This is a genomic window from Cupriavidus sp. 05T42 (assembly GCF_056396345.1).
On record NZ_JBFTLH010000002.1, the window covers coordinates 219,845 to 243,901 of the forward strand.

The 24,057-nt window shown below is 67.2% G+C and carries 21 protein-coding genes; 9 read left to right on the top strand and 12 right to left on the bottom strand.

Going from position 1 to position 24,057, the window contains the following annotated elements:
- Positions 1-105: 105 nt before the first annotated feature.
- On the bottom strand, positions 106-1,731 hold the full coding sequence (ggt, locus tag AC1EJR_RS03110; protein ID WP_441644018.1) for a gamma-glutamyltransferase: 1,626 nt from the start codon (positions 1,729-1,731) through the stop codon (positions 106-108).
- 13 nt (positions 1,732-1,744) lie between these two features.
- A complete protein-coding gene (locus AC1EJR_RS03115) occupies positions 1,745-2,722 on the bottom strand; it encodes a Bug family tripartite tricarboxylate transporter substrate binding protein (protein WP_092290426.1) in 978 nt (325 codons plus the stop codon).
- A gap of 147 nt (positions 2,723-2,869) precedes the next feature.
- On the opposite strand from AC1EJR_RS03115, the gene AC1EJR_RS03120 reads away from it, so the two are divergent.
- The gene (locus AC1EJR_RS03120; protein ID WP_092290424.1) at positions 2,870-3,754 is read left to right on the top strand and encodes a LysR substrate-binding domain-containing protein; all 885 of its coding nucleotides are present in this window, start codon (positions 2,870-2,872) and stop codon (positions 3,752-3,754) included.
- A 13-nt stretch (positions 3,755-3,767) separates the two neighbouring features.
- On the opposite strand, the gene AC1EJR_RS03125 is transcribed toward AC1EJR_RS03120, so the two are convergent.
- From AC1EJR_RS03125 to AC1EJR_RS03135, 3 genes are all read right to left on the bottom strand, one after another.
- Positions 3,768-5,405, bottom strand: a complete 1,638-nt coding sequence (locus tag AC1EJR_RS03125) for a hypothetical protein (protein ID WP_218160493.1) — start codon at positions 5,403-5,405, stop codon at positions 3,768-3,770.
- A gap of 233 nt (positions 5,406-5,638) precedes the next feature.
- A complete protein-coding gene (locus AC1EJR_RS03130) occupies positions 5,639-7,141 on the bottom strand; it encodes a tripartite tricarboxylate transporter permease (RefSeq protein ID WP_441590591.1) in 1,503 nt (500 codons plus the stop codon).
- Between the two features lie 13 nt (positions 7,142-7,154).
- Positions 7,155-7,616, bottom strand: a complete 462-nt coding sequence (locus AC1EJR_RS03135; protein WP_092290418.1) for a tripartite tricarboxylate transporter TctB family protein — start codon at positions 7,614-7,616, stop codon at positions 7,155-7,157.
- A 384-nt stretch (positions 7,617-8,000) separates the two neighbouring features.
- Between AC1EJR_RS03135 and AC1EJR_RS03140 the strand changes: the two genes are divergently transcribed.
- Positions 8,001-9,773, top strand: coding sequence for a potassium/proton antiporter (locus AC1EJR_RS03140; RefSeq protein WP_092290416.1), 1,773 nt, complete (start codon positions 8,001-8,003; stop codon positions 9,771-9,773).
- Positions 9,774-9,788: 15 nt separating this feature from the next.
- Here AC1EJR_RS03140 and AC1EJR_RS03145 read toward each other — a convergent pair whose 3' ends face one another.
- The 3 genes from AC1EJR_RS03145 to AC1EJR_RS03155 form a co-directional block, all read right to left on the bottom strand.
- On the bottom strand, positions 9,789-10,817 hold the full coding sequence (locus tag AC1EJR_RS03145; protein WP_092290414.1) for a tripartite tricarboxylate transporter substrate binding protein: 1,029 nt from the start codon (positions 10,815-10,817) through the stop codon (positions 9,789-9,791).
- 31 nt (positions 10,818-10,848) lie between these two features.
- Positions 10,849-11,304 (bottom strand): DUF2214 family protein, encoded by a 456-nt coding sequence (locus AC1EJR_RS03150; RefSeq protein WP_092290412.1) that lies wholly within the window; start codon positions 11,302-11,304, stop codon positions 10,849-10,851.
- Positions 11,305-11,392: 88 nt separating this feature from the next.
- Positions 11,393-12,613, bottom strand: a complete 1,221-nt coding sequence (locus tag AC1EJR_RS03155; protein ID WP_092290410.1) for a CaiB/BaiF CoA transferase family protein — start codon at positions 12,611-12,613, stop codon at positions 11,393-11,395.
- Between the two features lie 251 nt (positions 12,614-12,864).
- On the opposite strand from AC1EJR_RS03155, the gene alaS reads away from it, so the two are divergent.
- Positions 12,865-15,489 carry an alanine--tRNA ligase gene (alaS, locus tag AC1EJR_RS03160; protein WP_477112841.1) on the top strand — a complete coding sequence of 875 codons (2,625 nt, stop codon included), beginning with the start codon at positions 12,865-12,867 and terminating at the stop codon, positions 15,487-15,489.
- Between the two features lie 99 nt (positions 15,490-15,588).
- Here alaS and AC1EJR_RS03165 read toward each other — a convergent pair whose 3' ends face one another.
- The 3 genes from AC1EJR_RS03165 to AC1EJR_RS03175 all read right to left on the bottom strand — a co-directional run bounded on the left by AC1EJR_RS03165 (position 15,589) and on the right by AC1EJR_RS03175 (position 18,747).
- Positions 15,589-16,332, bottom strand: a complete 744-nt coding sequence (locus tag AC1EJR_RS03165) for a slipin family protein (RefSeq protein ID WP_092290406.1) — start codon at positions 16,330-16,332, stop codon at positions 15,589-15,591.
- Between the two features lies 1 nt (position 16,333).
- Positions 16,334-17,761, bottom strand: a complete 1,428-nt coding sequence (locus AC1EJR_RS03170) for an NfeD family protein (protein ID WP_477112842.1) — start codon at positions 17,759-17,761, stop codon at positions 16,334-16,336.
- A 107-nt stretch (positions 17,762-17,868) separates the two neighbouring features.
- Positions 17,869-18,747, bottom strand: a complete 879-nt coding sequence (locus AC1EJR_RS03175) for a LysR family transcriptional regulator (RefSeq protein WP_092290402.1) — start codon at positions 18,745-18,747, stop codon at positions 17,869-17,871.
- Positions 18,748-18,868: 121 nt separating this feature from the next.
- On the opposite strand from AC1EJR_RS03175, the gene AC1EJR_RS03180 reads away from it, so the two are divergent.
- From AC1EJR_RS03180 to AC1EJR_RS03205, 6 genes are all read left to right on the top strand, one after another.
- Positions 18,869-20,116, top strand: coding sequence for a YbfB/YjiJ family MFS transporter (locus tag AC1EJR_RS03180; RefSeq protein ID WP_477112843.1), 1,248 nt, complete (start codon positions 18,869-18,871; stop codon positions 20,114-20,116).
- Between the two features lie 101 nt (positions 20,117-20,217).
- Positions 20,218-20,991: a class II aldolase/adducin family protein gene (locus tag AC1EJR_RS03185; RefSeq protein WP_477112844.1), complete on the top strand. Its 774-nt coding sequence runs from the start codon at positions 20,218-20,220 to the stop codon at positions 20,989-20,991.
- A gap of 34 nt (positions 20,992-21,025) precedes the next feature.
- Positions 21,026-21,214 carry a 4-oxalocrotonate tautomerase gene (locus AC1EJR_RS03190; protein ID WP_092290396.1) on the top strand — a complete coding sequence of 63 codons (189 nt, stop codon included), beginning with the start codon at positions 21,026-21,028 and terminating at the stop codon, positions 21,212-21,214.
- A 10-nt stretch (positions 21,215-21,224) separates the two neighbouring features.
- Positions 21,225-22,256: a threonine aldolase family protein gene (locus AC1EJR_RS03195; protein ID WP_092290394.1), complete on the top strand. Its 1,032-nt coding sequence runs from the start codon at positions 21,225-21,227 to the stop codon at positions 22,254-22,256.
- Between the two features lie 19 nt (positions 22,257-22,275).
- Positions 22,276-22,872, top strand: coding sequence for an NUDIX domain-containing protein (locus AC1EJR_RS03200; protein ID WP_092290392.1), 597 nt, complete (start codon positions 22,276-22,278; stop codon positions 22,870-22,872).
- A 14-nt stretch (positions 22,873-22,886) separates the two neighbouring features.
- Positions 22,887-23,114: a sulfurtransferase TusA family protein gene (locus AC1EJR_RS03205; protein WP_092134760.1), complete on the top strand. Its 228-nt coding sequence runs from the start codon at positions 22,887-22,889 to the stop codon at positions 23,112-23,114.
- Positions 23,115-23,185: 71 nt separating this feature from the next.
- Here AC1EJR_RS03205 and galU read toward each other — a convergent pair whose 3' ends face one another.
- Complete coding sequence (gene galU / locus AC1EJR_RS03210) at positions 23,186-24,055, bottom strand: UTP--glucose-1-phosphate uridylyltransferase GalU (protein ID WP_092290390.1); 870 nt, start codon at positions 24,053-24,055, stop codon at positions 23,186-23,188.
- Positions 24,056-24,057 lie beyond the last annotated feature (2 nt).

The window sequence follows — 24,057 nt, forward strand, 5'->3', positions numbered from 1 at the left end:
GTCGGCCATGAAAAAAGGCGCCAGGGTTGCCCCTTGGCGCCTTGCAGGACGGCTACTGCGGTACGGCGGTACTGCGGTGCTTCTCTATATATATAGTGCGGTCGATCAGAAGCCCACGGCCTGGCCGTCGCGGCGACTGTCGCTGGCGGCCACGTAGCCCTGTTCGGCATCGTCGGACAGGCGCCAGATGAACTGGCCGGAGCCGAAGTCCATGTAGGGGTCGTTCACGGACTTGAGCTGGTGGCCACGGTCCTTCAGGCCGGCCACGGTGGTCGGGTCCATCGTGCCTTCCACGTCGAGCGTGAAGTCACGGTTGACCTTCCAGCGCGGCGCGCAGCAGGCGGCCTGCGGTTGCTGGTCGTAGTCGAGCATGCGCACCACGGTCTGCACGTGGCCCTGCGGCTGCATGTCGCCGCCCATCACGCCGAAGCTCATCACCGGCTGGCCGTCCTTGGTCAGGAAGGCCGGGATGATGGTGTGGAACGGGCGCTTGCCGCCAGCCACCACGTTGGCGGACTTCGGATCCATCGAGAAACCCACGCCACGGTTCTGGAGGCTGATGCCGGTGTTCGGCACCACCACGCCCGAGCCGAAGCCCATGTAGTTCGACTGGATGAACGAGATCATCATGCCGTTCTCGTCGGCGGCGGTCAGGTAGATCGTGCCGCCGGTCTTCGGCATGCCAGGCGTGAACGGCGTGGCGCGCTGCATGTTGATCAGCTTGGCGCGGGACTTCAGGTAGGCCGGATCCAGCATCTGCTCGGGCGTGACTTCCATCGTGCGCGGGTCGGCCACGTAGCGGTAGAGGTCGGCGAAGGCCAGCTTCATCGCCTCGATCTGCAGATGCTGCGAGTCCACCGAGTCCACCGGCAGCGAGCCGACGTCGAACTGGTCGAGGATGCCCAGCGCGATCAGCGCGGCAATGCCCTGGCCGTTCGGCGGAATCTCGTGCACGTCGTAGCCGCGATAGGACTGGCTGATCGGCTTGACCCAGTCCGGGCGATAGTTGCGCAGGTCGTCCAGCGTCATCGCCGCGCCGCATTCCTTGCTGAAGGCGGCGATCTTCTCGGCGATCTCGCCTTCATAGTAGGCGCGGCCCTTGGTGGCGCCGATCTTGCGCAGGGTGTCGGCGGCGGCCTTGAAGACGAACTTCTCGCCCACGTTCGGCGCGCGGCCATGCGGCATGAAGGTGTCGGCGAAGCCCGGCTGGGTCTTCAGGTCCGGCACGGCGGCGGCCCACTTGTGCGCTACCACGGGCGGCACGGCGTAGCCGCGCTCGGCGATCTCGATCGCCGGCTCCATCAGGTCTTCGAACGGCAGCTTGCCGAACTTCTCGTGCAGCGCGGCCCAGCCGGCCACCATGCCCGGCACGGTGACCGCATCCCAGCCGCGGATCGGGCGATTGGCGAGGCCGTTGCCGTCCACGCCGTACTTGTTCTTGAAGTACTCGGGGTTCCAGGCGGCCGGGGCCACGCCCGACGAGTTCAGGCCGTGGAGTTCCTTGCCGTCCCAGAGAATCGCGAAGGCGTCGCTGCCCAGGCCGCACGAGACCGGCTCCACCAGCGTGATGGCGGCGGCAGCGGCGATGGCCGCATCGACGGCATTGCCGCCCTTGAGCAGCATGCGCAGGCCGGCCTGCGCCGCCAGCGGGTGCGAGGTGGAGACCACGTTGCGCGCGAACAGCGGAATGCGCACGGTGGGGTATGGGTTGGTCCAGTTGAAGTTCTTCATGGTTGTCTCTCTCTTAGTCCACCTGAATCTTGCGATCCTTGATCAGCTTGCCCCAGCGGGCGCTGTCCTTCTTGACCATGGCCGCGAACTGCGCTGGCGTGCCGCCGACCGGTTCGGCGCCGAGCTTGCCCAGGCGGTCGCGCACGTCCTGCGACTGGATCGCCTTGTTGAACTCGGCGTTGAGCCGGGTGACCACGTCAGCCGGCAGCCCCTTGGGGCCGTAGATGCCGAACCACGTGTCCGACTCGAAGCCCGGCAGGCCCGATTCGCTGGCCGTCGGCAGGTCCGGCGCCAGCGGCGAGCGCTTGAGGCTGGTCACGGCCAGCGCCTTGAGCTTGCCGTCCTTCACGTGCGGCATGCCGGAGACGATGCTGTCGAACAGCACCTGCACCTTGTTCGAGATCAGATCCGGCACCGCCAGCGCCGTGCCGCGATACGGGATATGGGTGATGAACACGCCGGCCTGCGCCTTGAACGCCTCGGCGGTCAGGTGCACCACGGTGCCGTTGCCGCTGGAGGCGTAGTTCAGCTCGCCCGGATGCTTCTTGGCGTAGTCGATCAGCTCCTTCACATTCTTCACCGGGAGCTGGTTCGGCACCACCAGCACGTTGGTGGCCACGGCTACCTGGCCGATCGGCGTGAAGTCGGTCTCGGTGTTGTACGGCAGGTGCGTATTGATATAGGGGCCGATCGAGTGCGTGCTGGTCGTGGCGATCAGCAGCGTGTAGCCGTCGGCGGGGGCCTTGGCGGCCATGTCGGAGCCGATGGCGCCACCCGCGCCCGGACGGTTATCCACCACGATCTGCTGGCCCATGTTGGTGCCCACCTTCTGGGCGATCGCGCGCGCCAGCAGGTCGGTGGCGCCGCTGGCCGGGAACGGCACGATCAGCCGGATCGGCTTGGACGGATACGTATCCGCGTGCGACGGCGCGGCAACCAGGGTCAGGCTCGTGGTAAGGCCGATGCCGAGCAGGCGTAGCCAGGAAGTCATTCTTCTTCTCCGATGCGGATAACGGGCAGGCAGGCAGGAAAAACCGAGCCAAATCAAGGCTCGCCCATCATTATTCCGCGCGCCGGGTCACAATGAAAGCTAATATTCCTTTTGTGATCAACAAGAAAACCTTGTGAATCGACTCACATGAGTACCATCCGATTTCTCCGCACCTTCGTCGCCGTGGCCGAGCAGGGCTCGTTTGCCGCCGCCGCCGGCCGCGTGGCGCTGACGCAGGCGGCGGTCAGCCTGCAGATGCGCTCGCTCGAACAGGAACTGCGCCGTGAACTGTTCGACCGCAGCGGGCGGGTGGCCGTGCTGAACGCGGACGGCCGCGAACTGCTGCCGCAGGCGCGCCGGCTGCTGGCGCTGTACGAGGAAATGCGCCTGCCACAGGGGGGCGCCGAGGATATGGCGGGCGCCGTGGCGGTGGGGGCGGTAGTGTCGGTGATGGGCGGGCTGTCGCACGTGGTGGCGCGGCTCAAGCGGGCCTATCCGGCGCTGGACGTGCGGCTGGTCGGCGCCAAGTCCATCGATCTGGCCGAGCAGGTGGAAAGTGGCGAACTGGACGCCGCGTTCCTGGTGGAGGGCGCGGGCCGGCCCGCCGGCACGCTGCGCTGGACGCCGCTCTACCAGGAGCCGCTGGTGGCGATTGCCGCGCGCGGCAGCCCCGGCGAGACCGCGCGCGAGGCGCTGGCCGCCAATCCCTTCCTTCGGTTCGACCGGGGCCAGCGCACCGGCGCGCTGGTGGAGCGGGCGCTGCGGCGCGCGCACCTGCGCACCAACGAGTTCCTCGAACTGAATTCGATCGAGGCGCTGGTGGAACTGGTGCGGCAGGAGGTGGGGGTGACGGTGGTGCCGCTGCTGCGGCTGGCGCGCTGGCACGAGGATCCCGCGCTGCGCCTGCTGCCGCTGCAGGCGGGCGGCGAGCCCGTGGTGCGCACGCTCGGCATGCTTGAGCGGCGCGACCACGGCCGCGCCCATGTCACGGAGGCGATCCGGTCAGCCTGCGAGGCGCTGTTCGCCAGCTAGGCGTAGTGGGCGGCTATGGCCGGTCGGCGCCCGCGCGACGGGATGCCTGATGTGTCGATGGCTGCACATGTGCCGGGGTGGCTGCCATCCCGCGTGGGGATGACCCCGGCCGCCGCGGCGGCGCCGTCGCGGCCAGGATATGCCGTAGCGACAGCAGCATCCCGGCCAGGAACAGCAAGGTCCAGAGCGTGCCCGCCGCCTTGCCGGCCGGGGACAGCTCGACCAGCCGCATCGCGAAGAGGTCCGGGAAGCGCCGCGCGGCATCGGTCATGGCGGTCTTGGGGTCGTTGGTCTTGGGGAACACCAGCGGCTCGCCGGCCAGGCTCATCTGGATGCCGGTCCAGACGCCGATGTGCTGGTAGGGCAGGGCCGAGTTCTGCGGCCGCGCGCCGGGGAACTCGCCCACGATCACATGCCAGTTGATCAGCGTGGGCGCCAGGTTGAGCAGGAACGAGATGACCAGCAGCGGCACCGCCGTGCGCCGGGCGTGCTGCCACATCCATTGCAGCGCCGGGGCCGCCGCGAAGAACAGCACCGGCAGCAGCGGCACCATGTAGCGCGGGCCCCAGCCGAAATGCCCCCAGTTCTTCATGTGCGCGATCATCAGCAGGTAGCAGACCCCGGACGCCAGCGCCGCGTACAGCAGGTGCTTCTGGCGCGCGGGCAGCGTGTGGCGCATCTTGAATACGAACAGGGCCAGCAGCAGCACCGGCGCGAACAGGAACAGGCCCATGTTGGGGCTGGCCAGCAGGCCGAGCAGGCCGGTCAGCGGGTTGCCGTTGAGCGCGAGGCTGTCCGAGAGGTGCAGGTCGGCGGCGATGGCGGGGCGCAGGAACAGGCCGGTGCGGATGTGGTTGTAGTAGAAGGCGGGCAGCATGGTGATGCCGAGCGCCACCAGCAGCACCGCGAAGCCGGTCTTGTGGCGCGCGCGCTCCATCCACAGCAGCCAGAGCACGCCCATGCCGAAGAACGGCAGCAGTGAGTAGCGGAACGAGCAGGCCAGCCCGAGGGCCACGCCGGCGGCCACGAAGACCCACAGCGACGTGGGCGGCCGTAGCGCGCGGGCCATGAAGTACAGCCAGGCGCAGAGGCTGGCCGCAGCCGGGGTCACATCCCAGGCCGTCTTGGCGTAGGGCATGAAGGTCGTGCCGGCGTAGAACACCAGCGCCAGCCCGAAGGCCGCGCGGGCGGAGCAGAACTCGCGCATCAGCAGGAACATGAAGATCACGCCGAGCGTGTTGTACGCCGCGTAGACGAACGAGGTGATCAGCTTGCCATACGTGCGGCCAACGTAGCGGTCGCGTACCAGGTGGTAGGAGTCGATATCGTCGAGCGCCTCGTCGATCAGGGCGCCGGGCATCATCAGCAGCAGCGCGCCCACGTCGTGGGGTTCGTAGTAGAGCCCGTCAGGGCCCTTGTTCCAGTACGTCAGCAGGGGCGGATTGACCGGACTGCCGAGCTGCCCCGTGGCCGCCAGCAACTGCGCTGAACGGTATTGCTCGCCCGCGTCGCCGCTAGCCAGCCGTCCGCTGGACAGCAGCATGGCGAGGCTGAAGAAAAACACAATGACCAAGGCGGTGACCATCCCGGCGGGCGTCGTGGCAGACCCGTGGGACAACCCGTGCGGTCGATGGCTTGCGGTACGCATCATGGCAAGTCCTCTGGGCGCATGTAAGGGAGGGAATACACGCGCATGTTGCCGGGACGCCGGGGCACCTTATGTACGTTCCGACACCAATCGCACCATTGCCATTGCCGCCAACAATGACCATCGCGCATGCCGCATGGCCATTGGCGTTTCAGGAAGAAAGCGCATAAAAAAAGGGCGCCATAAGGCGCCCTGAGCTTGCGTTGTGTGGCCGGTACCCCCGGCCAGGGTAAGCCTTATTCTTCCTGGAACGCTTCTTCGCGCTTGGACTTGATCGACGGCATCGCCACGATCGCCACCAGGATCGCCGCGGCGATCAGCAGGCCCATCGACAGCGGGCGCGTCACGAACACGGTGAAGTCACCACGCGACAGCAGCAGCGAGCGGCGGAAGTTCTCTTCCATCATCGGTCCGAGCACGAAGCCGAGCAGCAGCGGCGCCGGTTCGCACTTGAGCTTGATGAACAGGTAGCCGATCACGCCGAAGGCCGCGGTCTGGAACACGTCGAACGTGGTGTTCTGGACCGAGTACACGCCGATGCAGCAGAACGTCAGGATGGCCGGGTACAGGAAGCGGTACGGCACCTTGAGCAGCTTGACCCAGATACCGATCATCGGCAGGTTCAGGATGATCAGGATGAAGTTGCCGATCCACATCGAGGCGATCAGGCCCCAGAACAGCGCCGGGTTGCTGGTCATGACCTGCGGGCCGGGCTGGATGTTGTGGATGGTCATCGCGCCCACCATCAGCGCCATCACGGCGTTGGGCGGAATGCCCAGCGTCAGCAGCGGGATGAAGGAGGTCTGTGCCGCGGCGTTGTTGGCCGATTCCGGACCCGCCACGCCTTCGATGGCGCCCTTGCCGAACTCATGCGCGTACTTCGAGGTCTTCTTCTCGAGCGAGTAGGCCGCGAACGAGGCCAGTGCCGCACCGCCGCCCGGGAGGATACCCAGCGCCGAACCCAGGGCCGTGCCACGCAGGATGGCCGGGATCATGCGCTTGAAGTCTTCCTTGGTCGGGAACAGGTTGGTCACATGATCCGTGAACGTCTCGCGGTGTTCCTTCTGCTCCAGGTTCGCGATGATTTCCGCGAAACCGAACACACCCATGGCCACCGACACGAAGTTCAGGCCGTCGGTCAGCTCGGGGACGTCGAACGAGAAGCGCGCCGCGCCCGAGTTCACGTCGGTACCGACCAGGCCCAGCAGCAGGCCCAGCACGATCATCGAGATGGCCTTTACCAGCGAGCCCGAAGCCAGTACCACGGCACCGATCAGGCCGAGCACCATCAGCGAGAAGTATTCGGCGGGACCGAACTTGAACGCCAGTTCCGACAGCGGGGCCGCGAAAGCAGCCAGGATCAGCGTGGCCACGCAGCCGGCGAAGAACGAGCCGATACCCGCTGTGGCCAGCGCCACCCCGGCCCTGCCTCGCCTCGCCATCTGATAGCCATCGATGGTGGTCACCACCGACGACGATTCACCCGGCAGGTTCACCAGAATTGCCGTGGTGGAGCCACCGTACTGGGCGCCGTAGTAGATACCGGCCAGCATGATCAGCGCCGCCACCGGGGGCAGCGTGTAGGTCACCGGCAGCAGCATGGCGATCGTGGCCAGGGGCCCGAGGCCCGGCAGCACGCCGATCAGGGTCCCGAGAATACAGCCCGCGAAGGCGTATGCCAGGTTCTGGAAGGTCAGGGCGGTGGAGAAGCCCAGACCAAGGTTGGTCAACAGTTCCATTTCGGCCGTCTCCTCAGTTCGCCAGGAAAGCCGGCCACACCGGCATCTGCAGGTTGATGCCGTACACGAAGGCGCCCAGGCTGATCACCACGAGGATGATCGAGTTGAGGATAGCTCCCTTCCAGCTGAATTCATGGCTGGCCATCGAGGAGACCAGCACCAGTACGAGCACCGACAGCACCATGCCAAGCGGCTTGAGCAGCAGGCCGAACAACACCACGGCACCCAGGATCCACAGCAGGCTCTTGATATCCCAGCGGGCCAGCTGGTCTTCCTCGCCCTTGGACGACAACGATCCCCACAGGACTAGCGCGCCAAGTATGGCGAGCACGATGCCGAGCCAGAACGGGAAGTATCCCGGTCCCATCTTGGCGGCCGTTCCCATGGAATAGCCACGGGCGACGAAGGAAAAGCCGAATCCGACCAGGACAAACATCAGGCCGGAGGCAAAGTCCTTTTGGCTACGTATGCGCAAAATGATTCTCCTCGATATAAAGCTTGAAATCCGCGTGCGGTGATTGGTGTACGCATGTTGCGCACCGTCCCGAAGGGACAGCTCCCCCCAACCCCGTCACGAGCAGGGTGGAAGTTAAAAGCGCATCCTTTCAGCTACCTTTCATATGTCTGCAATCAGGGTCAACTTCAGGGTATCTCCCTACGCAGACGTCTGAAAGTCAGGCGAAAGTTGTCCGAAAGCCGAACGTAAGTCGTTGACAAGGCAAGGGAAATTGCGCGGAAGGGGTGTCGCGGCGAGGTGCCGCCGCCGGTACCGGGCGGGGCGGCGGGAGGGCGGCGGAGGGGCGTGCGCTATCATCGGTCGCACTCCCCCGGCCCAGCGTGGCGCAATGAAAGGAATCGATTGGAAAGTATCGACCATGCCATCCTGATCGGCGCCGTGGTGATGACGCTGGGCATCCTGCTCGGCGTGTTCTCGGCGCGCTTCGGCGTGCCGTTCCTGCTGGTGTTCCTGGCGGTCGGCATGCTGGCCGGCGTGGACGGGCCCGGCGGCATCCGCTTCGCCAATACCTGGCTCAGCTTCCTGGTGGGCAATATCGCGCTGGCCGTGATCCTGCTCGACGGGGGCCTGCGCACGCGCTTCGCCACCTTCCGCGTGGCGTTGCGGCCATCGCTGTCACTGGCGACGGTTGGGGTGGGGATTACGGCGGTGCTGGTCGGGCTGTTCGCGGCGTGGATGCTCGGCATCGACTGGAAGCTCGGCCTGCTGCTCGGCGCCATCGTCGGCTCCACGGACGCCGCGGCGGTGTTCTCGCTGCTCAACGGCAGCGGCATCCGGCTCAAGGAGCGGGTGGCGAGCGTGCTGGAGATCGAGTCGGGCATCAATGACCCCATGGCGATTTTCCTGACCCTGACGCTGATCGAATGGATCACGGCGCCGGACGGCCTGACCGCCAGCGCGCTGGCGTGGCGGCTGGTGGTGCAGTTCGGCGTGGGTGGGGTGCTCGGCGTGGTGCTGGGCCTGGGCGTGGCGCGGGTGATGGAGCGCATCCATGTGGCCGAGGGCCTCCAGGCCATCCTGGTCTGTGCGGCCGGCTGCATGGTCTTCGCGCTGGTCCAGTCGGCGCACGGCAGCGGCTTCCTGGCGGTCTACCTGACCGGGATGATCGTCGGCAATCGCGAACGGGCCGTGACCGACGACACCATGCGCGCCATGGACGGCATGGCGTGGCTGGCGCAATCGGTGATGTTCCTGCTGCTCGGCCTGCTGGTCACGCCGAGCCGGATCTGGGAGGTGGCGCTGCCGGCGGGCGCCGTGGCGCTGTTCCTGATGGTGGTGGCGCGGCCCGTGGCGGTGTGGATCGCGCTGCTGCCGTTCCGCTTCAATGGGCGCGAGAAGGGGTTCCTGGCGTGGATGGGCCTGCGCGGCGCGGTGCCGATCGTACTGTCGCTGTTCCCGCTGCTGAAGGGCATGGAGGACTCGGGGCTGCTATTCCGGGTGGCATTCGCCGTGGTGCTGTTCAGCCTGCTGTGCCAGGGCACGACAGTGGCGCTGGCGGCGCGGCTGGCCCGGGTGCTGCGGCCGGCGTACAACGACCCGGTCTCGCGGGAGCGCCTGCAGGGCACCCGCTCGCCGGCGCTGGAATTGATGCAGTTCTCCGTGGCGGCCAACGCGCCGGTGGTGGACCTCCGCGCCGACCAGCTCGAACTCCCTCCGCGCAGCCGCCTGATGACCGTGGCGCGCGACGGCGCGCTGGTGCCGCTGGAGCAGGTGGTGCTGCGCGCGGGCGATGCCGTTTCGGTACTGGCCCCCGGCGGGTCGGTGCCGCTGCTGTCGCGGCTGTTCCAGAGCGCGGCGCGCGCCCCGGCCTGGGCGCAGCTCTCGCACGATTTCCTGCTGTCCGGCGATGCCCTGCTGCGCGACGTGGCCGCCCTCTACGCCACCCGCCCCCTGACCGCCGACGAGGCGGCCCGGTCCCTGGAAGACGCGATGCTGGCGGTATTCCCCTCGCCCCCCGTGGAAGGCGACGCCCTGGAAATCGCCGGCCTCCGCCTGACCGTGACCCGCATGGAAGGCCCGAAGATCGTCCAGGTCGGCCTGCTCCTGCCACGCGGCCCGGCCACCGAGGACACGATCAAGGACAAGATGTGGCAGTTACGGCGCAAGGCGCCTTGACGGGTCGTCCGCCCCTCAATCCACCTTCGCCCCCGACACCTTCACCACCTGCCCGTACTTCTTCAGTTCGCGCTGGATCAGGGCGCCGAACTGCTCGGGGGTGGTGGGGGCCGGCTGGGCGCCGATGCGGGCCAGGCGGGCTTTCATATCGTCGGTCTTGAGGATGGCCACGATGTCGTGGTTGAGGCGGTCGACGATCTCGCGCGGGGTGCCGGCCGGGGCCAGGACGCCGAACCACGTCGAGATGTCGAACCCTTCCAGCCCGAGGCCCTTGCCGGCTTCGGCGATGGTCGGCAGTTCCGGGAACGCGGCGGCGCGGGCCGGCGTGGTCACGGCGAAGGCCTTGAGCTTGCCGGCCTTGATATTGGCCGATGCCGAGGCGAGGTTGTCGAAGATCAGGTCGGTCTGGCCCGACAGCACCGACAGCTGCGCCGGCGACGCCCCGTTGTACGGGATATGGACCATGCTGACGCGGGCCATGCTCTTGAACAGTTCGCCCGACAGGTGGCCGGCGCTGCCGTTGCCGCCCGAGGCGTAGTCGAGCTTGCCCGGATGCTTGCGCGCGTACTCCACGAGGTCACGCACCGTATTGATATGCAGCTCGGCGGCCTTGCCCGGGTGCATGACCAGCACGTTCGGCACGTCGGCGACCAGCGTGATCGGCGCGAAGTCCTTCACCGGGTCGTACGGCATCTTGGCGAACAGCGTGGGATTGATGGCGTGCGTGGCCACGGCGCCCATGACGATGGTGTAGCCGTCGGCCGGCTGCTTGGCGACGTAGTCCGCGCCGAGGTTGCCGCCCGCGCCGGGTTTGTTCTCGACGACGACCGGCTGGCCCAGGCTTTCGCGGAGCCGTTCGCCGATGGCGCGCGCCACGGTGTCCAGCGGGCCGCCGGCGGGGTAGGGCACCACGAACTTGATCGGCTTGGTCGGCCAGTTTGCCGGGGCCGGGGCAGCGGCATGGGCCGGCGTGGCCAGGGTGGCCGCCGCCAGCGTGGCGGCGGAGGCGGCCATCTTCGTGGCCGTCAGCAGGGTCTTCAGCATCTCAGGAGTCTTCAACGGATCGATGAAAAGGTCAGCGCGCGCCGATGCCGCGCGCCATCATCACGGCGCAGAGCGGCAGCAGGATGAACACATGGGCCTCGATCATGACCCAGCGGCGGGCGCGCTTGATCTCGTCCGGCATCGGCACGAAATCGGGCAGCTTGCGCGCCTGCTTGCGCCAGCGTGCGATGGCGAGCGTCGGCGGCAGCGAGCACAGGGCAATCAGCACGAACACGGTCATCTTGGCGTGGAACCACGGGTTGTGCAGGTAGAAATCCACGCCCTTGGCGCCGTAGAACAGCCGCAGCAGGCCGGTGGCGAGCACCACCATGGCCGACAGGAAGTAGAGCAGGTCGTACAGCGACAGCCGGCGCACGATGGCCGGCGTCATCCCGGGGCGCAGCACCACGGCCTCGGCCGCCAGCAGCGTGACCAGGAGGAAGATCGCCAGAAAATGGAAAAACGCCAGGAAGGCATCAGTCAGCATGCATGCTCCTAATTAGTCAGGGGACGCAAACAGAAAATCTCGCCTTCGGCTGCGGCCGGCGTGGCTCCCGAGTCGGGGTGAATTGGGGTCAGACCACGCCCTTCGCGCGCAGTGCGGCGATGTGCTCCGCACTGTAGCCGAGTGTCTCGCCCAGCACCACCTCCGTGTGCTCTCCGAGCAACGGGGGATGGCGCAGCGCCTCGGGCGGCGTGGCGCTCATCTTCATGGGGCTGCCCACCAGCTTGACCTCGCCGGCCGTCGGGTGCGGCAAATCGACGCGCAGGCCGCGCGCCAGCACCTGCTCGTTCTCGAAGACCTCGTCGAGCGTGTTGATCGGGCCGCAGGGCACGCCGGCGCGCTCCAGATCCAGGATCCACTGTTCGCGGGTGCGCGGCAGGATCATCTCGGCCAGGATCGGCACCAGCACGTCCCGGTGCGCCACGCGCTGCGGGTTGGTGGCGAAGCGCGGGTCGTCGGCCAGTTCCGGCCGGCCGCCGGCCGTCACGAACTTGCGGAACTGCCCGTCGTTGCCTACCGCGACGATGATCCAGCCGTCGGCGGCCTGGAAGGTCTGGTAGGGCACGATGTTCGGGTGGGCGTTGCCCCAGCGGCGCGGCGCCTCGCCGCTGGCGAGGTAGTTGGTATTCATGTTTGCCAGCATCGACACCTGCACGTCCAGCAGCGCCATGTCGATGTACTGGCCCTCGCCGGTCCGGTCGCGGTGGGCCAGGGCAGCCAGCACGGCGATGGTGGCGTACTGGCCGGTCATCAGGTCCGAAATGGCCACGCCGGCCTTCTGCGGGCCGCCGCCGGGCAGGTCGTCCCGCTCGCCGGTCAGGCTCATGAAGCCGCCCATGCCCTGGATGATGAAGTCGTAGCCGGGACGCTGGGCGTACGGGCCGGTCTGGCCGAAGCCGGTGACCGAGCAATAGATGATGTCCGGCTTCACCGCCTTGAGCGATTCGTAGTCGAGGCCATACTTCTTGAGTTGGCCGACCTTGTAGTTCTCGAGCACCACGTCGCTCTGGGCGGCGAGGTCGCGCACCAGCTGCTGGCCCTCGGGCGTGCTGATGTCGCAGGTTACCGAGCGCTTGTTGCGGTTGGCGGCCAGGTAGTAGGCGGCTTCGGCCGTGTCCCGGCCATCCTCGGTCTTGAGCCAGGGCGGACCCCATGTGCGCGTATCGTCACCTGCGCCGGGGCGCTCGATCTTGATCACGTCGGCGCCGAAGTCGGCGAGGTTCTGGGCGCACCATGGCCCGGCGAGGACGCGGGTCAGGTCGAGGACGCGGAGATGGCTCAAGGCTCCCATGGCAGTGGCGGCTCGGTAGATATAGTGGGGGAGCACTCTACCACCGGCCCGCCGCGCCGATGCACCCGCACGGGGCGGCGCCAGGCCAACGGTGGGCGATATTCGGCCATCGCCAGCCCGCCCGGTGCGCGCCGCCGGGCGGCCGCCCGCGAGAATGCCCCGGGAGGGGGCTTGCCCCGTATAATCAACGGTTTGCAAATCCAACCTGACTGACTGCGCCCTGCCACGATGCGGGATGCGCCCGATACAACATGAAAGTCTCCGACATTCGCAGCAAGTTCCTGCAGTACTTCGAGTCGAAGGGCCATTCCGTGGTCCGCTCGTCCAGCCTCGTGCCGGCGAACGACCCGACGCTGCTGTTCACCAATTCGGGCATGGTGCAGTTCAAGGACGTGTTCCTGGGCACCGATAAGCGTCCCTACTCGCGCGCTACATCGTCCCAGCGCTCCGTGCGCGCCGGCGGCAAGCACAACGACCTCGAAAATGTGGGCTATACGGCACGTCACCACACGTTCTTCGAGATGCTGGGCAATTTCTCGTTCGGCGACTACTTCAAGCGCGAAGCCATCCAGTACGCCTGGGAACTGCTGACCAAGACCTACCAGCTGCCGGCCGAGAAGCTCTGGGTCACGGTCTACGCCGAGGACGACGAGGCCTACGACATCTGGGCCAAGGAAGTCGGCGTGCCGGCCGAGCGCATCGTGCGCATCGGCGACAACAAGGGCGCGCGCTACGCCTCGGACAACTTCTGGCAGATGGCCGACACCGGCCCGTGCGGCCCGTGCTCGGAAATCTTCTATGACCACGGCGCCGATGTCTGGGGCGGCCCCCCGGGATCGCCCGAGGAAGACGGCGACCGCTACATCGAGATCTGGAACCTCGTGTTCATGCAGTTCAACCGCGACGAGCAGGGCAACATGACGCCGCTGCCCAAGCCGTGCGTGGACACCGGCATGGGCCTCGAGCGGATTGCCGCCGTGCTCCAGCACGTGCACAGCAACTACGAGATCGACCTGTTCCAGGCGCTGATCAAGGCCGCCGCGCGCGAGACCCATCTGGACGACCTGAACCAGAACTCGCTGAAGGTGATTGCCGACCATATCCGCGCGTGCTCGTTCCTGATCGTCGACGGCGTGATCCCGGGCAACGAAGGCCGCGGCTACGTGCTGCGCCGCATCGTGCGCCGCGCGATCCGCCACGGCTACAAGCTGGGCCAGAAGACGCCGTTCTTCCACAAGCTGGTGCCGGACCTGGTGGCGCAGATGGGCGAGGCCTATCCGGAGCTGGCCGAGGCGCAGTCGCGCGTGGTGGAAGTGCTGAGGGCCGAGGAAGAGCGCTTCTTCGAGACCATCGAGAACGGCATGACCATTCTCGACACCGCCGTGGCCGACCTCAAGGCCAAGGGCGGCAAGGTGCTTGACGGCGAACTGGCGTTCAAGCTGCACGATACCTTCGGCTTCCCGCTCGACCTGACGCAGGACGTGGCGCGCGAGCAGGAGATTGCGGTGGACGAACCCGCGTTCGACGCCGCCATGAACCGCCAGCGCGAGCAGGCCCGTGCGGCCGGCAAGTTCAAGATGGCCGCCGGCCTGGAGTACACGGGCGACAAGACCGTGTTCCACGGCTATGACGAACTGGGCTTCGAACGCGCCCGCGTGACGGCGCTGTACGTCGACGGCGCGTCCGTCGACACCATGCAGCCGGGCCAAACCGGCGTGGTGGTGCTGGACAACACCCCGTTCTACGCGGAGTCCGGCGGCCAGGCGGGCGACCAGGGCACGCTGGTGGCGGGTGCGGCCGTGTTCAACGTGGCCGACACGACCAAGGTGCAGGCCGATGTGTTCGGCCATCAGGGCACGCTGACCAACGGCCCGCTGAAGGTGGGTGACACCGTGGCGGCGCAGGTCGATGCCGTCCGCCGTGCACGCACGGTACGTAACCACTCGGCGACCCACCTGATGCACAAGGCGCTGCGCGAGGTGCTGGGCACCCACGTGCAGCAGAAGGGCTCGCTGGTCGATGCCGACAAGACGCGTTTCGACTTCTCGCACAACGCGCCGCTGAGCGACGCCGAGATCCGTCAGGTCGAGGAAATCGTCAACGCCGAGATTTTGGCCAACGCGCCGACGCATGCCGAGATCATGCCGTTCGACGACGCGGTGAAGAGCGGCGCGATGGCGCTGTTCGGCGAGAAGTACGCGGACGATGTGCGCGTGCTGTCGATCGGCACCTCGAAGGAACTCTGCGGCGGCACGCACGTGACGCGCACCGGCGACATCGGCTTGTTCAAGATCGTGGTGGAAGCGGGCGTGGCAGCCGGGATTCGCCGCGTGGAAGCGATTACCGGCGACAACGCGCTGCATTACCTGCAGTCGCTCGACGCCCGCCTGAACGAAGCCGCCGCCGCGCTGCGCGCGCAGCCGTCGGAACTGGTGCCGCGTATCGGCCAGGTGCAGGAGCAGGTGCGGGCGCTCGAGAAGGAACTCGAGAAGCTCAAGAGCAAGCTCGCGGCATCGCAAGGCGACGAACTCGCCGAGCAGGCCATCGACATCAACGGCCTGAAGGTGCTGGCCGCCCAACTCGACGGCGCCGACGTGAAGACGCTGCGCGAGACCATGGACAAGCTCAAGGACAAGCTCAAGAGCGCGGCCATCGTGCTGGGGGCAGTGTCGGATGGGAAGGTTTCGCTGATTGCTGGTGTGACCGCCGATGCGACGGGCAAGGTCAAGGCTGGGGAGCTGGTGAACTTTGTGGCCCAGCAGGTGGGCGGCAAGGGCGGCGGCCGGCCGGATATGGCGCAGGCTGGGGGGACGGAGCCGGCGAATCTGCCGGCGGCGCTGGCAGGGGTGAAGGAGTGGGTGGCTGGTAAGGTTTGAGGGATTTACTAGCTGTTGAGAAGGGCGCTCTGGGGTTTGGGGCGCCCTTTTTGTTTTTGTTGCGCTCAACAGCCAACACCACAGAACCAAACCCAAAACCTACTTCATCAACCCCCTAACCAAATCCATCGGCAACGGAAACACAATAGTAGAACTCTTATCCCCAGCAATCTGCGTCAGCGTCTGGAGATACCGCAGTTGCATGGCCTCAGGCTGCTGCGCCAGCATCTGTGCCGCCTCCAGCAGTTTCACCGAAGCCTGCAATTCCCCTTCCGCGTGGATGATCTTGGCCCGCCGCTCTCGCTCGGCCTCCGCCTGGCGGGCGATGGCCCGGATCATGGTCTCGTTCAAATCCACATGCTTGATCTCGACATTGGACACCTTGATGCCCCACGCGTCGGTCTGGGCGTCGAGCACCTTCTGGATGTCGAGGTTGAGCTTCTCGCGCTCGGCTAACATTTCGTCCAGTTCATGTTTGCCGAGCACGGACCGCAGCGTGGTCTGGGAGAGCTGGCTGGTGGCCTCGAGGAAGTTGGCCACCTGGATGATGGCCCGCTCGGGGTCCACGACCCGGAAATAGACCACCGCGTTGACCTTGACCGACACATTGTCGTGAGAGATCACGTCCTGTGGTGGCACGTCGAAGACGACCGTGCGCAGGTCCACGCGGACCATCTGCTGTATGCCGGGGATGAGCAGCACCAGCCCGGGCCCCTTGACGCCCCAGAATCGCCCGAGCATGAAGACAACCCCGCGTTCGTATTCGCGCAGCACGCGGATCGCGGCCACCACGAGCAATGCCAGCAGGAAGATCAGCCCACCAAAACTGAATCCGAATGCCATATCACGCTCCGTTGTGTTCCAGGGATGCGGCCATGTCGGCCACGACTTCCAGTACCAGCCCGCGCCGCCCGGTCACGCGTACCCGCTGGCCGCGCGCGAGCGGGCCGTCGCCATGAATTCGCCAATGTTCGCCGTGCACCATCGCCCAGCCGTCGGCGGGCGTATCGTCGATGACCGTGGCCAGGCTGCCGACCAGCGTGTCCGCGCCGCTGACCACGGGGCGCTTGCGCGAGCGCATCAGCATCGCGGACATGCCGACCAGGAACAGCGCCGACACCCCGGCCAGCGCCGCGATCACCGTGAGCGGCACGCCGAAGCCGGGCACGTCGGTATCGATCAGCATGACCGCGCCAAACGCGAAGGCGACGATGCCGCCCACCCCGAGCGCGCCGAACGTCGGCAGGAAGAATTCGGCCACCATGCAGCCGATGCCCAGCGCGATCAGCGCCAGCCCCGCATAGTTGACGGGCAGCATTTGCAGCGCAAACAGGCCGATCAGCAGGCAGATGGCGCCGACGATGCCCGGCACGACCATGCCCGGCGTGGAGAACTCGAACATCAGCGCGTAGATGCCGATCATCATCAGGATCAGCGCCACGCTGGGTTCGGTGATGACGGCGAGCAGCCGCGCTCGCCAGTCCGGCGTGACCGTGACGATGGGCGCATCGTTGGTGTGCAGCACGCGCGATACGCCGGCCGCCTGCAGGCGCTTGCCATCGACCTGCCGCAGCAGTGCTGGCAGGTCCGGCGCGACGAGGTCGGCCACGTGCTGGGCCACTGCCTCGTCGGCGGAGAGGCTCACGGCCTCGCGCACCGCGCGCTCGGCCCAGTCGGCGTTGCGCTGGCGCAGCTGGGCCAGCCCGCGCAGGTAGGCGGAGGCATCGTGCATCTGCTTGCGTGCCATGGTGTCTTCGGTGCCGGGCGCGCTGGCTGGTGCACTGGCGGGGGAAGATCCGGGCGAGGCACCCGGCTTCGGGCCGCCGACACCGATGGCAACCGGACTCGCCGCGCCCACATTGGTCCCGGGCGCCATGGCGGCGATGTGGCTGGCATAGAGGATGTAAGTGCCGGCGCTCGCGGCCCGCGCGCCGCCCGGGTAGACAAAGGTCGCTACCGGCACCGGGGAGGCGAGGATGGCCTGGATGATGTCGCGCATGGCCACGTCGAGCCCGCCGGGCGTGTCCATCTCCAGCACGATCAACTGCGCGTTCTGCTTCTGCGCCTGCGCCATGCCGCGCGTGGCGAAGCTGGCGCTGGCTGGCCCGATGGCGCCCTTGATCGGGATGACATAGACGGGGGCCACGCCAGCCTTGGCGGCGGGCGTTGAAGCGCCTTGGGCGTAGACCATCGCGGGCAGGGCGAGGAGCATGGCCAGCCCCATCGCCATCCGGCAAACCAAAGATCGTAGCGGCGCGAAGACGAATGTCATGGCGGGGCGCGGCCCGCGAGTATGCCGTGGCAGCGCCACTTTCAGTGTAGGCGACCGGCCACATCTTGCACGCCGCAGCGCGGGCAAGGAATCCGAAGCGGAAGGGGTCAGGCAGCCTTTTGCGTGATGTCCGATACACCCGGCAGCATGTCGGCCAGCGCTGCCAGCGCCGCGCTGCCCATCGCCGGATGCCACGCCAGCACGGTGGTCACGTCCCCTTCGTCGCCGAGCGGGTGGATGCTGATCTGCGGCAGGTCGCGGTATAGCGTCAGCACCGAGCGCGGCATGATCGCCACGCCGATACCGGCCGCCGCGCAGGCGACGATGGCATGGTAGGAGCCCAGTTGGATCACCCGCCCCGCCGCGTGGCCGTCGCGATTGCACCACTGCTCGAAGCGCGTGCGGTAGTTGCAGCCGGCCTCGAACGCGAGCAGCGTGTGGCGCTCCAGGTCGGCGGCGGAGTGGATCGGCGCATGCTGCGCGCTGGCGATGATCACCAGTTCCTCGGTAAAGGCGGGCCGGGTGACCAGTTCGGCATCGCCGAGCGGCTCGGCGACGAAGGCGCAATCGACCTCGAAGCGGCGCAGGGCGTCCAGCGCCTGTCGGGTTGGCAGCGTCACGAGTTCCAGTTCGACGTCCGGCCACGCCTGGTGATAGCGCGCCAGTACCGTCGGCAGCCGGCTGGCCGCCGTGCTTTCCATCGACGCCACCCGCAGCCGCCCGTGCGGCCGCGCCGGCTGCACTGCGTGGCGAGCCTCGTCGGACAGTTGCAGGATGCGCCGCGCGTAGTCGAACAGCGTCTGCCCGGCCGGGGTGAGCACCATGCGCTTGCCGTCGCGCAGGAACAGCTCCACGCCGAGCGACTGCTCCAGTTGCCGGATGCGCGTGGTCACGTTCGACTGCACGCGGTGCAGCCGCGTGGCGGCGCGTGTGATGCCTCCGGCCTCCACCACGGTGCGGAAGATTTCGAGTGCGGCGAGATCCATGATCGGCTTCCTTCTTGAATTGAGATTGATGCTATCTCAATAATTCATTTTATGTGATGGATGAATGCGACTAGGATAGTCAGGAATCCCGCTGGCCGCCAGCCGAACCCGCCCCCCGATCATGTCTCTCGTGAATACCGATGTCTCCGCCGCCCGCGCGGCCCCGCAAACTGCCGGACCCTGGGCGGTGGCCATGGCTGGCTTCGTGTCGCTGGCGCTGGCGATGGGCATCGGTCGGTTCGCCTTCACGCCGCTGCTGCCGATGATGTTGCATGACGGCACCGTCACGCTGGCCGAGGGCGGGGCGCTGGCCACGCTGAACTACATCGGCTACCTGCTGGGGGCGCTGCTGTGCCTGTTCATCCGCCCCGATCCCGTGCGGATGGTGCGCGTGTCGCTGGTGCTCACCGTGGTGCTCACGCTGGCCATGGCGCTGCCGGGCGGCATGCCCGCGTGGCTGGCATGGCGCACGATTGCGGGCATCGCCAGCGCGCTGGTGATGGTCTACGCCACCGCGTGGTGCATGCAGCGACTGGCCGAACTGGGCCATCCCACGCTGGGCGGGCTGATGTTCTGCGGTCCCGGCGTGGGGATCGTCGTGACCGGGCTGTCGGCGTTCGGCATGGTCGGCGCGCACTGGCTGGCGAACTGGGGCTGGATCGCCTTCACGGTGCTCGGCGCGTTGTTGCTGGCGCCGGTCTGGCGCGTGTTCGGCGCGCCGCCGCCGGCCCTGCAGGCGCGGGCCGGACAGCCGGGGAGTGCAGGGCATGCGGAGGCAGTCGCCCCGACACCCCGGCTGGACCTCGAAACCTGGGCCCTGACCGTGGCCTACGGCCTCGCCGGCTTCGGCTACATCATCACCGCGACCTTCCTGCCCGTGATCGCCCGCCAGGCCATGCCCGGCGCGGTCTGGGCGGACCTGTTCTGGCCGATCCTGGGCGCTGGCGTGGCCATTGGCGCCTTCCTGGCCACGCGCGTGGGCATGCATCACGACAACCGCCGGCTGGCGATGATCCTGTACGCGGTGCAGGCGGTTGGCGTGGCCGTGGCGGCATTCTGGCCGACCGTGCCGGGCTTCGCGCTGAGCAGCCTGCTCGTCGGCCTGCCGTTCACGGCGCTGGTGTCGTTCCTGATGCGCGAGGCGCGCCGGCTGTGGGGCAGCGCCGCCCCGAAGCTGATCGGGCTGATGACGGCCGCCTACGCGCTCGGGCAGATCGCCGGCCCGCCGCTGGCCACCACGCTGGTGGCGCGCACGGGCGGCTTTGCGGCATCCCTGGCCACCGCCGCCGCCGCGCTGCTGGTGGGGGCGGGCATCCTCGGCTGGATGGTCCGCGCCATGCCGTTGCGGGACGCTGCCGCCCCGCGCTGACTGCGCTACAGTTACGCCTGCGCCGCCTACTCGACCGGGACTGAACCCGCACGTGTCTGGAGCACGCCTCGCAGCAGGGCGGCCGCGGAGCGAATGTCCCCATGTCTTTTGCCTTGCAGCCCGCGCGTGCCGCGGGCCCGGCCGTTCCCGTCAGCGCCGAGGAGGCGCGCGTGCGCACCGACCTCGCCGCCGCCTACCGGCTGGCCGCGCTGGAGCGCTGGGACGACCTGATCTACACCCATATCTCGGCCACCGTGCCCGGTGAGCCGGACCACTTCCTGATCAACCCGTTCGGCTTCGCGTTCGACGAGATTCGCGCGTCGGACCTCGTCAAGATCAATGGCCGGGGCGAGGTGGTCGGCGAGACCGTGCACCCGGTCAACGTGACCGGCTTCGCCCTCCACGCCGCCGTGCACGCCGCGCGGGCCGATGCGCACTGCGTCATGCACCTGCACAACACCGCCGGCATCGCGGTCTCGGCGCAGGCGGACGGACTGCTGCCGCTGTCGCAGCACGCCATGCGCTTCCACGGCCGCATCGGCTATCACGACTACGAGGGCCTGGCGTTCACCCCGGCCGAAGGGGCCCGGCTCACGGTGTCGCTGGGCCAGCACCCGGCCATGCTGCTGCGCAACCACGGTACGCTGACGGTGGGCCGCACCGTGGCCGAGGCCTACGTGCTGATGGCCACCCTGATCAAGGCCTGCGAGATCCAGCTCGGCGCGCAGGCGGGCCGCGCCACAGTGCAGCCGCCGGCTGACGTGGCCGAGCGCACTTCGATGCAGCTGTACGACAACGGCGCCGTCGAGGGCGAGATGGAATGGCCCTCGCTGCTGCGCAAACTCGATAGAATCGATCCCTCTTACCGAGACTGAGTCTCGCAAAATCCCTAAAAACGGAGTCAGCAGCATGCCCACGTTTCACGTCGAGATGTTCGAAGGCCGCACGGTCGAGCAAAAGCGCAAGTTTGTCGAGGAAGTGACGCGCGTCACCTGCGAGACGCTGGGCTGCTCGGTGTCGGCAGTGGACATCATCATCACCGATATCAAGCGCGAGAACTGGGCCACCGGCGGCGCGCTCTGGATCGACAAGAAGTAAAGACCCGCCCATGCAGCACTTCGCCTCCGACAACTACGCCGGCTTCTGCCCGGAATCGCTGAAATACTTCCTCGAGGCCAACGCCAGCGGCCACGAGAAGGCCTATGGCGACGATTCCTGGACCCAGCAGGTCTGCGACCGCATCCGCAACCTGTTCCAGACCGACTGCGAGGTCTTCTTCGTCTTCAACGGGACGGCGGCCAACTCGCTGGCGCTGTCGTCGCTGTGCCAGTCGTACCACTCGGTGATCTGCCATGAACTGGCGCACATCGAGACGGACGAGTGCGGCGGGCCGGAGTTCTTCTCGAACGGCTCCAAGCTGCTCACGGCGCCCGGCGTCAACGGCAAGCTGACCGCCGATGCGGTGGAGGCGCTGGTCACGCGGCGCACCGACATCCACTATCCGAAGCCGCGCGTGGTCTCGCTCACGCAGTCGACGGAAGTCGGCACGGTCTACACGGTGGAGGAGGTGCGCGCCATTGCGGCCATCGCCAAGCGGCGGCAACTGCGCGTGCACATGGACGGCGCGCGCTTCGCCAATGCGGTGGCGGCGCTGGGCGTGCATCCGTCCGAGATCACCTGGCGGGCTGGCGTGGATGTGCTGTGCTTCGGCGGCACCAAGAACGGCCTGCCGGTGGGCGAGGCCGTGGTGTTCTTCGACCGCCGCCTGGCCGAGGACTTCGCCTACCGGGTGAAGCAGGCCGGGCAGTTGGCCTCGAAGATGCGCTTCATTTCCGCGCCGTGGCTGGGCATGCTCGAGAACGATGTCTGGCTGTCCAACGCCCGCCATGCCAACGCGATGGCGCAACTGTTGCACCAGCGCATCGTCGACATTCCCGGCGTGCGCATCATGTTCCCGACCGAATCGAACGCGGTCTTCGCCGAACTGCCGCTGCCGGCCATCGAGGCCTTGCGCGCCAAGGGCTGGCTGTTCTACACCTTCATCGGCGCGGGCGGTTGCCGGCTGATGTGTTCGTGGGACCTGCAACCCGAGACCGTGGAAGCGTTCGCCGCCGATATCCGCGCGGCCTGCGCCCTCTGAACCCCTGGAGCCCCCTCCGATGCAACCGTACCGTTTCTGCCCCCAATGCGGGGCGCCGCTGGAGCACTTGCCGATGTCCGGCCGCTATCGTCATGCCTGCGTGCAGGACGGCTGCGGCTTCGTGCACTGGAACAACCCGCTGCCGGTGCTGGCGGCGGTGGTCGAGTACGAGGACAAGCTGCTGCTGGCGCGCAACGCGGTATGGCCGGAGGGGATGTTCGCGCTGGTCACCGGCTTCATGGAGCGCGACGAGACGCCCGAGCTGGGCGTGGCGCGCGAACTCAAGGAGGAGACCAATCTCGACACGGAATCCGCGTCGCTGATCGGCGTCTACGAGTTCATGCGCAAGAACGAGCTGATTATCGCCTATCACGTGAAGGCGACGGGGCGCATCGAACTGTCCGAGGAACTGGCCGAATACAAGCTCGTGGCGCCCGAGAAGATGCGGATCTGGAACGCCGGCACCGGCTTTGCCGTGGCCGATTTCCTGGAGCGGCGCGGGCTGCCCGTGCGCTTCTTCGACCGCGCCTCGGGCGAGGACATCCCCGACCCGCGCCGGCCGACGGACTTCAGCCTTGTCGCCGCTTCGTTACAATACGGCATCGACCAAAAATAAGTGGGATGAGAGGAATGGACTTCCAGAAAGAAGTGGACGCGCGCGGCCTGAACTGCCCGCTGCCGATCCTGCGGACCAAGAAGGCGCTGGCGGACATGGCCAGCGGCGACGTGCTCAAGGTGCTGGCCACCGACCCGGGCGCCACGCGCGACTTCCAGGCCTTCGCCAAGCAGACCGGCAACGAGCTGCTGTCGCACGCCGAGGTGGACAAGGTGTTCGTGTTCTACATGAAGCGCCGCTAAGACCGCCTGGCCCCCGGCCATAAAAAAAGCCGCCTCGATCGAGGCGGCTTTTTCATGCCGGGGCGGAACGCTTATCCGCGCTGGGCCAGATAGGCGCTGAACTCGTCGCGCACTTCCGGGTGCTTCAGGGCGAACTCGACAGTGGCCTTCAGGTAGCCGAGCTTGCTGCCGCAGTCGTAGCGCACGCCGTTGTAGCGGTAGGCCAGCACCTGTTCCTGGTCGAGCATCGACTGGATGGCATCGGTCAGTTGGTACTCGCCGCCGGCACCCGGCTTCAGTTCACGGATGTGGTCGAAGATGCGCGGCGTGAGGATGTAGCGGCCCACCACGCCAAGGTTCGACGGGGCGTCCTCGGGGGCCGGCTTCTCGACGATGCCGGACATCTTGATCACGCGCTCGTCCCATTCGCGGCCTTCCACCACGCCGTAGGAGCGGCTTTGTTCCGGCGCGATCTCTTCCACGCCCAGGACCGAGCAGTTGTAGTGGTTATAGACGTCGACCATCTGCTTCATGATCGGCACGTCGCCGTCGAGCAAGTCGTCCGCCAGCATGACCGCGAACGGCGTGTCGCCGACCAGCTTGGCCGCGCACAGCACGGCGTGGCCCAGGCCCAGGGCCTCGGGCTGGCGCACGTAGTAGCACTCCACGTGCGCAGGCTTGATCGAACGCACCACATCGAGCAGGGCCTGCTTGTTCTTGGCCTCCAGCTCCATTTCCAGTTCGTACGCCTTGTCGAAATGGTCCTCGATGGCGCGCTTGGAGCGGCCCGTGACAAAGATCATTTCCGTGATGCCGGCGGCCATGGCTTCTTCCACGGCGTACTGGATCAGCGGTTTGTCCACCACTGGCAGCATTTCCTTGGGACTCGCCTTGGTCGCGGGGAGGAATCGGGTACCTAGCCCAGCGACCGGAAAGACGGCCTTGGTGACGCGGTTTTCCATTT

What these genes read in the sequence shown, in the direction of transcription:
- AC1EJR_RS03205 (WP_092134760.1), top strand. Translation starts at nt 22,887, where the DNA reads ATGGACTTCCAGAAAGAAGTGGACGCGCGCGGCCTGAACTGCCCGCTG.
- AC1EJR_RS03130 (WP_441590591.1), bottom strand. Translation starts at nt 7,141, where the DNA reads ATGGAACTGTTGACCAACCTTGGTCTGGGCTTCTCCACCGCCCTGACC.
- AC1EJR_RS03170 (WP_477112842.1), bottom strand. Translation starts at nt 17,761, where the DNA reads ATGACATTCGTCTTCGCGCCGCTACGATCTTTGGTTTGCCGGATGGCG.
- galU (WP_092290390.1), bottom strand. Translation starts at nt 24,055, where the DNA reads ATGGAAAACCGCGTCACCAAGGCCGTCTTTCCGGTCGCTGGGCTAGGT.
- AC1EJR_RS03115 (WP_092290426.1), bottom strand. Translation starts at nt 2,722, where the DNA reads ATGACTTCCTGGCTACGCCTGCTCGGCATCGGCCTTACCACGAGCCTG.
- AC1EJR_RS03155 (WP_092290410.1), bottom strand. Translation starts at nt 12,613, where the DNA reads ATGGGAGCCTTGAGCCATCTCCGCGTCCTCGACCTGACCCGCGTCCTC.
- alaS (WP_477112841.1), top strand. Translation starts at nt 12,865, where the DNA reads ATGAAAGTCTCCGACATTCGCAGCAAGTTCCTGCAGTACTTCGAGTCG.
- AC1EJR_RS03125 (WP_218160493.1), bottom strand. Translation starts at nt 5,405, where the DNA reads ATGATGCGTACCGCAAGCCATCGACCGCACGGGTTGTCCCACGGGTCT.
- AC1EJR_RS03150 (WP_092290412.1), bottom strand. Translation starts at nt 11,304, where the DNA reads ATGCTGACTGATGCCTTCCTGGCGTTTTTCCATTTTCTGGCGATCTTC.
- AC1EJR_RS03145 (WP_092290414.1), bottom strand. Translation starts at nt 10,817, where the DNA reads ATGCTGAAGACCCTGCTGACGGCCACGAAGATGGCCGCCTCCGCCGCC.
- AC1EJR_RS03165 (WP_092290406.1), bottom strand. Translation starts at nt 16,332, where the DNA reads ATGGCATTCGGATTCAGTTTTGGTGGGCTGATCTTCCTGCTGGCATTG.
- AC1EJR_RS03185 (WP_477112844.1), top strand. Translation starts at nt 20,218, where the DNA reads ATGTCTTTTGCCTTGCAGCCCGCGCGTGCCGCGGGCCCGGCCGTTCCC.
- AC1EJR_RS03175 (WP_092290402.1), bottom strand. Translation starts at nt 18,747, where the DNA reads ATGGATCTCGCCGCACTCGAAATCTTCCGCACCGTGGTGGAGGCCGGA.
- ggt (WP_441644018.1), bottom strand. Translation starts at nt 1,731, where the DNA reads ATGAAGAACTTCAACTGGACCAACCCATACCCCACCGTGCGCATTCCG.
- AC1EJR_RS03180 (WP_477112843.1), top strand. Translation starts at nt 18,869, where the DNA reads ATGTCTCTCGTGAATACCGATGTCTCCGCCGCCCGCGCGGCCCCGCAA.
- AC1EJR_RS03195 (WP_092290394.1), top strand. Translation starts at nt 21,225, where the DNA reads ATGCAGCACTTCGCCTCCGACAACTACGCCGGCTTCTGCCCGGAATCG.
- AC1EJR_RS03200 (WP_092290392.1), top strand. Translation starts at nt 22,276, where the DNA reads ATGCAACCGTACCGTTTCTGCCCCCAATGCGGGGCGCCGCTGGAGCAC.
- AC1EJR_RS03120 (WP_092290424.1), top strand. Translation starts at nt 2,870, where the DNA reads ATGAGTACCATCCGATTTCTCCGCACCTTCGTCGCCGTGGCCGAGCAG.
- AC1EJR_RS03190 (WP_092290396.1), top strand. Translation starts at nt 21,026, where the DNA reads ATGCCCACGTTTCACGTCGAGATGTTCGAAGGCCGCACGGTCGAGCAA.